Genomic DNA, 13,761 nt, shown 5'->3' on the forward strand with positions numbered 1-13,761 from the left:
GCTAATCTGCGTCAGCCCCAAAATATAAATAGGCTTGATACTTTGATAAAGTATTTGAGATATACATTTACCTAAAAGAAAGTGATTTGTGTTATTTCTATCGAGTAAGAAGATTTAATACTGATAATCTAAATGAAATCACTCCTATTCTAAACAAGATGAATTAATTTACTCTCCCGAACAAGACATAAACAGGATGAACTTTAAAGGAGGGAAAATCTTATATACATCAATTAACCCAATGACATCAATTGCAAAAAGCAGATTGGAAGAAGGTGATTATTTTCAGATAACAAGATTTAAATTTAAAAGTAGTATATCTTATTATGAATTAGGGATATTTATTGAGCTATATTTTAATGCACTAGTATTAATTCTAGAGATGATATTTTTAAAGGATTTACTGAAATGGTGTCATTTTATGACAACTTAGCCAAGTGTAATTCAGCTCTTGGAAATCTGATATGTTATTTTTATATGCTAAGAAAGCAATGATTATTATAAAGCTTATATAATACCAGCTCATATAAAATTATCTTTGAATTATTGTGTATTGAAGAAATAAAATATCCAACCACATCAAATAGATATGAAACTAATTCTTTTAATGAACAAGGTACAAAAAAATTAGCTATTATTCATAGCTCAGTAATGATGATAGAAAAGAAATATACCAGTGGATTTTGTAAGATTAGATCACTGTATGAATTTTCCTATTGCGAAGATCAAAATAGCATCACTTTTGAGGAAAGCTAACTTATCATGTTAAAAAGATACATGATGTGGAGGGGAAAACAGCTGAAGTTACAAAACTAAAAGTGTGAACTATCTCACAAATTTTAAACATTTATCTATTGTTTATGTTAACCACATGATATTCTTAACAAAAGTGCTTTGAAGTGAACAAAGTTTTCCCCTCATACCAAGAAATCATAATGAAAAAATATGAAAACAAAAAATTTAACCGATTCTACATTATCTTCATTCTAGCTATTACCGCCCTCGTTGCTTGTGCACTACATAAAATCCAAGCAGAACACTGTGCTAATGCAGGTTTAGAAAATGCCCTATACAGCTTTATTGAAAAAATAAAAGAGAATAGAGATGCTAGAAAAAAGAAATATGAAGAGTGCAATTATGATAAACAATGTGAAATATGGGTGATCCCTAAAACAACCATAGATAAATTAGCTGATGATGTGACTTATGTAATTAATAGTAGTGAGCCTTCCTTTATTATTGATACTGCTGGGGAAGCGGCACAAATTATGGAGTTCGATATAGATCGGTTTATGAGAATTATGAATGGAGAACGTCTAAAAGATTTTTCAATCAATGATTTTAACACCAAATCTATTGTCTATGAGTTTGGCTCTGAGTTACAGCTTTATAATCAAGAAAACTTTATGCTGAAAGAGAATAAATTATTTATGAAAAAAATCTATCTAGGGCCGCTCCATAGTGGTTATAGATATCGATTTGGGGACAAAGTAACGCCTGGAGATGATAATGTCACTCGAGTCTATCCTTTGGATCAATGTAAAAATGTAATTAGCTTTATGACGTTTGATACGTTATTTGGAGAGTAATTATGACCGTTATTAAAATGAATCAAGAGTATGATAAGCTTACGCTTGATGCTCATGATATAAAAGAGAAAACACTTACATTTCTTATGAGTGATGTGATGGCTAACGGGCATGGCAGATTTGTCTCTGCTGCCAGCTTCGGTGTTATTGAAAAATTTATGAATGGGAAAAAGGACAATGGACAAAATATTAATTATTCTCAACACATTTCCGGAAAATCGGGAAATATAGAATTAACTCATGAACAAATTGTTAAGCTTATTTATACCTCTGAATCTCGTAAACAGGACGCCTTAGAAGGAAAAAGATCATTTCAAAATTATGAAATCAATGTTGATTCCGCCGACTATGCCAAAAGGAGCTTAGTGTTTGGCTCTTTTAACGCTAAACTTGATACAACCAATATTCGTTACATCATTGATTCTAACGGAAATCCAGTAGGAATTAAGAACTATAGTGTAGCTTGCTTTGGATAATCCCGCATTCGGACAGGTTCGGGTTATACAAAATGATAATTATGATTACTCAAGTTCAAACGTCCCCTGGTACGTTAATATACCGCTCCAGACACTATTAAGTAATGGAAATGGTCATAGGGTTTCTTTAAAATTTGAAGAGGACAGAAAAGGAAAAGATTTATTCAAAGATATATCCAAAGCAGAGTATGCGGCTATATCACAAAAATATAAAAAAGAGGTTATTTTCTCATCTAGCTGGAATAAAACAGCCCTATTACATAGGGGGAGGGACTTACTACGTCATCAGTATAATAGTCCAAGGGCACCTACTCCATACTTTTTCTCCAGAAGTCAAAAGAACACTTACTTAGAGCTTAAAAGCTTAGAGAAAAACTTAGAAAGGCTTTCTAACTTATTAAAGAACAGTAAAGTAACGCCTTCAATATCACAAGCAAATAATAAACTAGACCTAACCACTAATGCAGACAGAACAAAAAGCATTATCCCCGATGCCGAATTGTCGGCCACCTCTAGATTAGTTTATGTGGCTTTTGATAGACTTTCTTTTAATGCGCATACAAGCCCTGCAGCGGTATCTACCTCTAATATTCTAACGGATAACTTCCGTACCGCAAATACCAATTTGTCTAAAAATGCTATTACTCCCTCTATCTATCAACCTAAATCTAATATTCAAAATACCTTTAATTTAGTCAATATCAACCGTATGCAAGGGATCGGCTATTCCCGTTTACCTGTTGATCCATTGGTCCTAGATCTAAACGGCGATGGTGCTAAAGTGGTCAGTTATAATGAAAATCCTGTTCTCTTTGATATTGATAACGACGGTGGTTCACTAGAAGAAACCGGTTGGGTAAACAACCAAGACGGGATGTTAGTACGAGATCTCAATAATAACGGCAAAATTGATAACATATCCGAAATTTTTTCGGAATATTATGCAGGCAAAGTTGGCCGTAACGGTGAAAGCGGTGAAAAGCGCTTTGAAAATGGCTTTGATGCATTAAAATCGTTGGACTCAAACAAAGATAAAGTTTTCGATAATAAAGATAGAGACTTCAATGCCATTAGAGTTTGGCAGGATAAAAATCATAACGGTATAACTGACTCTGGTGAATTGCAAACTCTGTCCGCTCTTGGTATTACGGCGATTGATTTAAATTACCAAAATTCTGGTGGTCAGTTATTCTATGGCAATGAATTATTAGGAAAAGGGGCTTTTACTCGTAATGGCAAAAAGCAAGAGGCTATTGCAGTAAATTTCTTAGCTAATCCTCGTGGACATACTATCACTAAAGCAAATGGTGGTAATAAAACCGTTACAGAATCAAATGGATTGATACAGGGAACAAGTAGTTTTACCGCAACAGACAATCAAAATCGTGATTTAAATGTTCAACAACTTGGTGTTGCCAATATTCAAGCCGGTAACGGTAATGATATTTTACGAGGAGACAGCCAAGATAATTGGTTAGCTGGCGGTGGAGGTCAAGATACATTCTATGGCGGAAATGGCAACGATGTACTACTAATTGACGGTGATGATTTGCTGGAAAATATTCATGGTGGTCAAGGAGACGATATCGTACAGGTCATCGGTAATAAAGGCGTTTCCTTAGATCTTGGTAAAGCTGAAATTGAAATTGCGCACGGCGGACGCGGTGATGATGTATTTATCTCTTCTGGCAATAGTTCGATCTTTGTCAGAGGAGGAGATGGTAACGACACTATTGTGGGAAGTATCGCAAATGATGCTTTATCCGGTGAGAATGGTGATGACTTTATCTCAGGAGGAGCTGGCAAAGATTTAATTAGAGGACATCGCGGTAATGACCGTTTGTTCGGTGATGATGGTGATGATGTCATTTTTGGTGGGTCTGATGATGATATATTACATGGTGGAAAAGGAGATGATACCTTACTTGGAGAGGGGGGAGATGATTATTTAGATGGGGGAGATGGTCAAGATACTGTAGAGTTCTCAGGTAATTTTGCCGATTATAAAATTACGAAAATGGGGGATGGTATCCTTGTAAGCGATAAAGCTCAAGGACGTGATGGCACAGATTTTTTACGTAATATTGAATTATTAAATTTTAAAGATATTACAAATTATGCAGCACCTACAACAAATTCAGAATGGGATAATCCAACGCCAGTAGAAGATATTCTCTATCAAGATAGCAAAGGACAACGTTTTGATGGTTCACGTCCATATATCATTAAACAATCTCGATTGCTTCAAAATGATATAGATCTACAGGGTGATAAAATCATTATTTATCAAGCTTCAAATATTCGAGGTGGCTCTCTAAAAGTTCTGTCTAATGGAGATATTGAGTTTACACCAACAAAAGGGTTTAAAGGAATTGCTAGTTTTGAATACGCTATTGAAGATTCAAAAGGTGTTAAAGCAATTAAAACCTCAGGTAGTGGTGAATTAAAGGGGAAAGTATATCTTGTGCCACCATCACTCCCTTCAGATCCGGATGTCATTCGCCAATACTATTTGGAAGCAGATAATATTTCATCCATATGGAATAATTATACAGGTAAAAATGTTCGTATTGGGCAGTTTGAACCAAGTGGTCCATTCTCTGTTGCAGAAGAAGTTGCAGACTACCGACACCCTGAATTACGTAATAAGATAGATAAACGCTGGTTACATGATTACGAATATAAACGTCAAGAGGATGATAAGGTCTTTAGTAAGCATGCGACGGAAGTGGCAGGTATTATGGTTGCTGAACGCAATGGGGAAGGTGGTGTTGGTGTCGCTTACGATGCAACCGTAGCGAGCTATTGGGTCGGTGCAGATGTTTCTAGCTTAGATCAGATGAAAAACTATGATATTGCTAATCACAGCTGGGGGCATACCCAGAACTTTAAACAGCAAATTAGTTTTTCCGATAAAAGCAAAACAATTTTTGATATTTATAAACCAGCTTTGACAGATGGACGTAATGGTCTAGGGACTATCATTGTCAACTCTGCAGGCAATGATAGACAAAAAGGAGGAAATACTAATTATTCCGAACTAACTAATGTAAGATATGGTATTGCAGTGGCTTCTGCTGAACGAAATCAACAATTTGAAACTAAAATAGCTTCCTATTCAAATCAAGGCGCAAGTGTTTTAGTCACAGCTCATGGCTCTAATGTATACTCCAGCTCTCGTGAAATTGTGAACGAAAATGGTTCAATATTAGGGCAAGAGTATACGCTTAACAATGGAACAAGTTTCTCTGCTCCTATTGTTTCTGGTGTGGTTGCATTAATGCTTGAAGCAAACCCTTACCTCGGATATCGTGATATTCAGGAAATTCTCGCCCTCACTGCAACAACAAAAGGAATAACGGATAGTCAATGGCAACGTAATGGGGCTAAGAACTGGAATGGTACAGGGATGCATGTAAGTCACGATTATGGTTACGGTGTACTAGATGCTCAAGCTGCAGTGAGATTAGCTCAAGATTGGAATACTCAACATACTTATGAAAACGAAGTTAAATTAGAGGATATCTATAAATCGGGGAAAATTAATCAGTCCATAACAGATAATAATGGTAGACAATTTGCGGTAGACGTTTCAAATTTTTCCATGCAGCTCGAAAATGTAGCTGTTAAAGTTAATCTGACACATGCGAGAGCCAGTGATTTAATTATTAAATTAATTTCTCCATCAGGCACTGAATCTATTTTAATGAATAGACCAGGAAAAGATCCTAATGATGATAAAGCGATAGGTGATGTTAAATTCGGAGAATCTTCTACATTAAATTACACATTTAATACTACCTTAATAAAGGGAGAAAATCCAAATGGTCAATGGAAACTACAAGTTTTTGACGTAGCAACAGGTAGTACAGGAACACTACATGACTGGTCATTGAGTTTCTATGGACGGGCTTATGTGGGCAGTGATACTTACATATATACCGATGACTTCCATAACTACCAAACGGTCGATACACTGAATGATACGAATGGGGGAATAGATACCATTAATGCTGCTGCTATGGATGGTGTTATTGAAGTAAACCTCTCAACAGGAAAAGCAAATTTGTCTGGAAAAACCTTGACTATCACATCCCCACAACAGATAGAGAATATTACTGGGGGAGATTACAACGATAAACTCACAGGAAATAATGTCGATAATATACTTATTGGTGGACGAGGTAATGACATTTTATCCGGTTTACAAGGCAATGACGTTCTGGTGGGAGGCTTAGGAAATAATACTTTAACTGGAGATCAAGGAAATGATACTTTTATTATTGAGAAGAAATTAAATAGTCAAGATGTCATTACTGATTTCAGTGTTGGTACCGATCGTTTAGTCTTTACTGGATTTGAATCCTTTAATTTATCCAAACAACAACAAGGAAATGATACCCTTATTTCTTTAGGAAATGGTCAAACAGTTCGACTTAATAATGTTCAAGCAAATAGATTAACCAATAACAATATTGTAGTAACTACAGAGATTTTTAAACCTTATTGGCTAAATCAAGTGGGAGGATATGGATTTTCAAATAATAATGCGGAGGTTGCTCTACCCGATTTTGGTGTTGCTTTCTGGGGAACAGAAGGTGAGGATCGTATATTCGGGGGTAACGGTAATGATATTCTTCGAGGAGGAAGAGGTAATGACATCATTGTCGGCGAACACTCTGCAGATTCTGCCACAGGCGGTAATGATACACTGTATGGTAATGATGGTGACGATCGTATTTTAGGTGGTGGAGGTAATGATATTCTTTACGGAGGAGCAGGGTCTGACTATCTTGGAGGGGGAGCTGGTAATGACGTTCTTTATTTGGAGGGTGATGATACAGCACTGTCATCAACTTATCGTAACCAACAATATACAACATTAAATCAATATAATAATGTTGAATTTAGTTGGGCAAGAGCTGAAGGTGGTAAGGGAAGCGATCGATTTGTTGTAGTTAAAGATACATCCCCAAACGCATCTAGAGGTCTATTAAAGAATCTCATTTGGGATTTTGATATCAATGACAAAAACGAGAAAATTGATATATCCCAGTTTAAAGGTGTAAGTAGCATCAATGCTTACGGGTTTAGTGTCAATAATGAGCAATATACGAGAATCTGGTTAGGTGAGCCTAAAGCGGGCACACAATATGTGACAGTAAAAGGAATTAGACCAGACCAGCTGAAAGCTGATATGTTTATATTTTCTACGGAACAGGCTGAACCACCTCGCTTGGTTCATACTATTGTTGGAACTAATGGTAACGATACTCTAAAAGGAAATGCAATAGGTAATTTAATAGACGGTAGATCGGGTGCCGATAGCATGTCTGGTGAATTCGGTGATGATACCTATATTGTTGATAATGTAGGTGATAAAGTTCTGGAAGTCAAAGAGGGGGGATACGACGTAGTCAAGTCGTCTGTTAGCTATACATTAGCTAATTATGTTGAAGAGATTCAATTAATGGGTAATGCCTCAATCAATGCTATAGGGAATAATGAAAATAATCGTTTAGTAGGTAATTCGGGTAATAATAAATTGGATGGAAAAGCTGGGTTTGATACGATGATTGGCGGCTTAGGTAATGATACTTATGTTGTTGATTCCCACCTTGATAAAGTAATTGAGAAAGTTAATCAGGGTATTGATACTGTTATTTCATCAGTATCTTATACATTACCAGAAAATGTAGAGCATATTGAGTTAATTGGTGGTGCTGATGTTTCTGCAACGGGGAATGATGCTAACAACTCACTTCAAGGCAATTCGGGAAATAATCGATTAATTGGCTATGGAGGTAATGACTCTCTAAACGGTATGCGTGGAAATGACTTCTTAATGGGTGGTTCAGGAAATGATACTTATCATTTCAATAGGGGAGACGGTATTGATACTATCTATGATGAGCAAGGTAATGATACGTTACGATTTACTAACATCAATCATAATCAACTCTGGTTCCGTAAATTAAACACAGATTTGGAAGTTAGTGTTATTGGCACTCAAGACAAAGTCATTATTACTGATTGGTATGGTAAGAATTATAAAGTGGAAAACTTTATAGCCTCGAATAATAAGTCTTTAAACCATATTAATGTAGATAAATTAATAAATGCAATGGCAGCATTTTCACCACCATCTGCAGGGCAAATTTCATTACCACAGGCGGTAAATACAAAATTAGATCCAATTTTAACCGCTAACTGGACATAATTTAGTTAATTATTTGAAGTCTCACAGTATTCTCAAGAAATATTGTGGGGCTTTTTATTTTAATATTAGGATATAGCATGAATACACAGGATTTAGCACTTTCAAGTTTAGCAATCTTTTCTCAGTTACATAGTATTCCTTTTAATATTGAACAAATAAAGCATAAATTCGCTATACAACAAGTAATGACCAAAACGCAATTGTTATTAGCGGCAAAAGATATTGGGTTTAAAGTTAGAGCTAGCAAAAAAGAAAAATCTCGTTTAGCCCTCTTGCATTTACCTGTATTGGTCTGGTGTAATGACGGCAAACATTTTATCCTAGCTAAAGTAGATACGAAAAATCAACATTTTTTAATTCATGATTTGGAAACAAATCAACCAGCTATTTTGTCGGATAACGAATTTACTGATCGTTACTCTGGAGAGATTATTCAATTTACCTCTCGAGCGAGTATCTCAGGACAACTTGCTAAATTTGATTTTACCTGGTTCATTCCTGCTATTGTTAAATATCGTAGGATTTTCTTAGAAGTAATTTTAGTGTCAGTTGTCTTGCAAATCTTTGCATTAATAACACCGCTATTCTTCCAAGTTGTGATGGATAAAGTATTAGTTCATCAAGGATTTAGTACACTAAATGTCATCGCAATAGCCCTGTGTGTAGTAATTGTTTTTGAGATTGTACTTTCAGCTATTCGTACTTACGTATTTTCTCATACCACTAGCCGAATTGATGTTGAACTCGGAGCAAGATTATTCCGACATTTACTTTCACTCCCAATCGCTTATTTTGAAGCACGACGTGTTGGAGATACCGTTGCAAGAGTAAGGGAATTAGAACAAATCCGTGCTTTTTTAACAGGGCAAGCTCTAACCTCAGTTTTAGATTTATTCTTTTCTTTCATTTTCCTTGCAGTTATGTGGTATTACAGTGCTTGGTTGACATTAGTTGTACTTATTTCGCTTCCTTGTTATGCAATCTGGTCCTCTCTCATTAACCCAATACTACGTAGACGCCTTAATGAAAAATTCACTCGTAACGCAGATAATCAAGCATTTTTGGTGGAATCAGTATCAGCCATAGGTACTATCAAATCTATGGCAGTTACTCCACAAATGACAGAACATTGGGATAAACAATTATCAGGTTACGTACAATCAAGTTTTAAAGTAACTAAAATTGCAACAATTGGTCAACATGGTATACAACTCATCCAAAAATTAGTGATAGTAATTAATTTATGGTTAGGTTCACATTTAGTGATTGCAGGAGAGCTTACTATTGGACAGCTTATTGCGTTTAATATGTTAGCAAGTCAAGTTTCCTCCCCCGTGATTAGACTAGCTCAATTTTGGCAAGATTTTCAGCAGGTAGGAATCTCAGTAACTCGACTAGGTGATATTTTGAATACTCCAACAGAAAATCCCCAAAACAAATTAATTCCCCCTGAAATTAAAGGCGACATTACATTTAAAGAAGTTAGCTTCAGTTATCGCCCTGAAGGGAAAAATATCATAAATGATGTTTCTTTATCTATTAAAGCTGGGGAAATTATTGGGATTGTTGGTCGTTCTGGATCCGGTAAAAGTACACTTACTAAATTAATTCAGCGTATGTACGCTCCTTCTCAAGGAAATATCTTTATTGATGGTAATGACATCGCATTAGTTGAGCCATCTTGGTTGCGTCGTCAAATTGGCGTTGTATTACAAGATAATATTCTATTAAATCGTTCTATTCGGGATAATATTGCCTTAAGTTATCCCTCAATATCAATTGAACATGTCATGCAAGTAGCAAAACTTGCTGGAGCCCATGAATTTATATCCCACTTACCCGAAGGCTACGATACATTAGTTGGTGAACATGGAGCAAATCTATCAGGAGGACAGAAACAACGCATTGCTATTGCACGGGCACTAGTCAATAACCCTAGAATCTTGATTTTTGATGAGGCAACCAGTGCGCTTGATTATGAGTCAGAACACATTATTATGAAAAATATGAAACATATTTGTCGTAATAGGACGGTTATTATCATTGCTCATCGTTTATCTACAGTCAATCAAGCCAGTCGAATTATTGTAATGGATAATGGCACAATTGTTGAACAAGGAAATCATCAAACATTACTTGCCACAAAAGGTCTCTACCACTATTTGTATCAACTCCAAGTAACATCAGGGAACACATAATGCATTATATAAGTGGATTATGTAGCTTAATGAAACGCTATATTCAAGTTTTCGGAGATACATGGAAGGTTAGAAAGTCGTTAAACACGCCTTATCGGCAAGAAGATGAGAGCGCTTTTTTACCTGCACATTTAGAATTAATTGAGACGCCAGTATCATCCCTACCAAGATGGATTGGAAGGCTCATTATCCTATTTTTATTGATTGCTCTTTCTTGGTCTTTTCTAGGAAAAGTAGAAATTGTTGCTGTAGCAACAGGAAAAATTTTACCAAGCGGTCGGAGTAAAATTATCCAACCAATAGAAACTGCTATAGTAAAACAATCTTACGTAAGAAATGGACAAATGGTAAAAAAAGGGGATTTACTCCTTGAGTTAACCGCTCTGGGTGTTGAACCTGAGTTATATAAGGCTCAGTCAGCTCTAAAACTAGCAAGTCTAAATCAGTTACGACAAAAGGCATTATTTTCAGCTATTCAGGAAAATGTAGCTCCCAAACTAAGAAATAGAAATGAGCAACTCCCTTTTGATACCGAAGATATGCTACTTATACGAGAAGAACAATTAGCTATAAGCCAATATCAAACATGGGTGGCTGAGAAGCAAAAATTGGCAGCAATGATTAAACAGAAAGAAATGGAAAAGAGTACAATTGATATCCAAATTCATAAACTAACAGCAATGTTAAAGTATGAAAAAGAACGTCGCAGTGATATCTACAACCTTTATAAAAAAGCTCATGCATCTAAGCATGAATTCTTTTCTCAAGAAAACCGAGTCATTGAATTAGAAAATGAAAGAAGTATTCAACAAAGTAAAATCCAAGAGCTAAATGCCCAGCTTGAACAAATACGCAAAGAATACCAGGTTTTTGAGCAATCCTTCCGGCATAATATATTAGATGAATTACGTAAAGCAAATGAACAAGTTGAACAACTCACATTAGAGGTCGAAAAAAATCAACAACGGCACATTTCCAATAAAATTTATGCGCCAGTAGATGGTACGGTGCAACAATTACAGACTTACACTATAGGCGGTGTTGTAACTACAGCTCAATCATTAATGACTATTGTACCACAAGGTGAGCAACTAGAAATTGAAGCTATGTTGTCGAATAAAGATATCGGTTTTGTGAATGAAGGGCAAGAGGTCACCATTAAAGTAGAAGCATTCCCATATACCCGTTATGGATATATAAAAGGTAAAGTAAAATACTTTGATCTTGAAGCTGTACAAGATGATAAATTAGGGCTAGTGTTCCCAGTGACTATTGTAATGGATAAAAGCTATTTAAACATTGAGGGAAAGGAGTTAAAACTTATTGCAGGAATGATAGCAACAGTCGAAATTAAGACAGGTGAAAGGCGAATAATCGATTACTTATTGAGTCCGTTAAAAACAATGATTGATGAGAGTCTTAAAGAACGCTAAATAAAATACAAAGAGCCAATCTTATCTAATTTGAAAGTTCAATCGTAATCTAGTCTACATTTTCTCAATATAGTAGACATTAGCAACATTATTCAAAGCAAATTAGCATTCAGAATAGATAACAAAAACAGGTGTTTTGCACCATACCCCCTTATTTGTAACAGCTATAAAAAATAAGAAAATCCCCCTTGATGCAATAATTCATTAATTTTGATATATTAGCTTTACGCTCTAATCTACGATCAGTAAATACTAAAAGGCACTCGAATGCTAAGAAAAAGTAATATCTGGAATCACTTAAGATGAAATTTATCAAGCTTGGTTACCACTTCTAGTCGGATACGGCTATAGAATGTTTCGGGTTAAATTTCTAACCTTTATCATAAGTTCCGTTTGTAAAGTAGGAGAAATAGTAGAGTTCATTTAAGCAACACGACCTTTACTAATCACTGGTATAATGTGAATTTCACATACTGTTAAATCACGAGTTTTGAATAAGGCTTCACGTAGTTTGTAAAAAAAGATGAAAGTCATTTTATAACTAAATATTAAGATGACAGATCATTTCTATTGCTGCAAATTATGTAGAAGATCAGATTAAATCTGACAAATCACAATAAAAAGTGAGCGTTTCCCGTTTAGAATATGAGTGTCAAATTCAATCTAAACAAAAAAGGAAACGCTCATGTTTTATTCTAACAACCCTCTCATTAAACACAAGACCGGTTTATTCAATTTAGCTGAAGAACTCGGTAACATCTCCCAAGCCTGCAAAATCATGGGAATAAGCCGAGATACCTTCTATCGTTATCAATAAGCGGTTGAAGAAGGCGGTGTGGATGCACTACTCAATCAAAACCGACGTGTCCCTAACATTAAAATCGAGTAGATGAAAAAGTCGAAAAAGCCGTGGTGCAATTTGCTTTGGATAATCCCGCATTCGGACAGGTTCGGGTTAGCAATGAACTGCGAAAACAGGGGTATTTTTGTTTCCGCAGGGGGTGTCCGGTCGATTTGGTTAAGGCATCATCTTGCGAATTTCAAACAAAGATTGACAGCACTTGAGAAATGAGTTGCTGAGAAAGGCATTATTCTCAATGAATTCTAAGTGCAAGCCTTGGGGAGCGCAAAAAGGAAGATGAGCTTGCTTATGGTGAAATTGAAACCGTTCATCCTGGCTATCCGGGCGTACAAGATACCTTCTATGTTGGCAATATTAAAGGCGTTGGTCGTGATACGTACAGCAAAGTTGAGTTTGCCAAGCTTTACACCATGAAAACGGCCATTACGGCAGCAGATATACTCAACGATAACCTGTTGCCTTACTTTGAAAGCCAAGATTTACCGATATTACGTATTCTTACCGACAGAGGGAGTGAATATTGTGGTAAGGTAGAAAATCACGATTATGAGCTTTATTTGGCAATCAATGATATTGACCAGACAAAAACGAAAGTAAAACACCCGCAGACAAATGGTATCTGTGAGCGCTTTCACAAAACCATTTTACAGGAGTTTTACCAAGTGGCATTTAGGAAGAAAATTTATATGGATTTGAGTACATTACAAGCTGATTTAGATGAATGGTTGCCGTATTATAACCATCACCGAACCCATCAAGAAAAAATGTGCTGTGGAAGAACGCCAATGGAAACATTAGTTGATGGAAAACGAATTTGGGCAGAAAAAAATTTAAGCTCAAATTAATCTGACAGACACATATCGTTTTAAACGGGGACTGTCAGATTGAGTTTGATCTTCTACAGTTAAACGGGGAAATACCTTGAAAATTTATGTTCTTAGATTTGTTCCTCAATAAAATAATGGGGGCTGACGCAGATTAGC

5 protein-coding genes and 2 pseudogenes are annotated in these 13,761 nt (G+C 35.8%); 6 read left to right on the top strand and 1 reads right to left on the bottom strand.

All coding sequences use genetic code 11. From position 1 onward, the window contains the following. Nucleotides 1-935 precede the first annotated feature (935 nt). From BKK54_RS11320 to BKK54_RS11340, 5 genes are all read left to right on the top strand, one after another. Entirely contained in the window at nucleotides 936-1,589 is a 654-nt protein-coding gene (locus BKK54_RS11320; protein ID WP_077543170.1) for a hypothetical protein, read from the top strand. A gap of 2 nt (nucleotides 1,590-1,591) precedes the next feature. Continuing rightward, complete coding sequence (locus BKK54_RS11325) at nucleotides 1,592-2,065, top strand: hypothetical protein (RefSeq protein WP_077543171.1); 474 nt, start codon at nucleotides 1,592-1,594, stop codon at nucleotides 2,063-2,065. Then, a complete protein-coding gene (locus BKK54_RS11330) occupies nucleotides 2,058-8,285 on the top strand; it encodes a S8 family serine peptidase (protein WP_244153146.1) in 6,228 nt (2,075 codons plus the stop codon). Before BKK54_RS11325 ends, BKK54_RS11330 begins: the two co-directional genes overlap by 8 nt. 77 nt (nucleotides 8,286-8,362) lie before the next feature. Next, nucleotides 8,363-10,483: a type I secretion system permease/ATPase gene (locus BKK54_RS11335; RefSeq protein ID WP_077543172.1), complete on the top strand. Its 2,121-nt coding sequence runs from the start codon at nucleotides 8,363-8,365 to the stop codon at nucleotides 10,481-10,483. Continuing rightward, the gene (locus BKK54_RS11340) at nucleotides 10,483-11,916 is read left to right on the top strand and encodes an HlyD family type I secretion periplasmic adaptor subunit (RefSeq protein WP_077543173.1); all 1,434 of its coding nucleotides are present in this window, start codon (nucleotides 10,483-10,485) and stop codon (nucleotides 11,914-11,916) included. Before BKK54_RS11335 ends, BKK54_RS11340 begins: the two co-directional genes overlap by 1 nt. Nucleotides 11,917-12,375: 459 nt before the next feature. On the opposite strand, the pseudogene BKK54_RS12295 reads toward BKK54_RS11340, so the two are convergent. Continuing rightward, a pseudogene (locus tag BKK54_RS12295) lies at nucleotides 12,376-12,493 on the bottom strand (IS1595 family transposase); the annotation flags it as partial. A gap of 108 nt (nucleotides 12,494-12,601) precedes the next feature. On the opposite strand from BKK54_RS12295, the pseudogene BKK54_RS11345 reads away from it, so the two are divergent. Next, nucleotides 12,602-13,623 (top strand): annotated as a pseudogene (locus tag BKK54_RS11345) (IS481 family transposase). Nucleotides 13,624-13,761: the final 138 nt, after the last annotated feature.

Origin of the sequence: Rodentibacter genomosp. 1 (genome assembly GCF_001999285.1) — a bacterium.
Lineage (GTDB): Bacteria > Pseudomonadota > Gammaproteobacteria > Enterobacterales > Pasteurellaceae > Rodentibacter.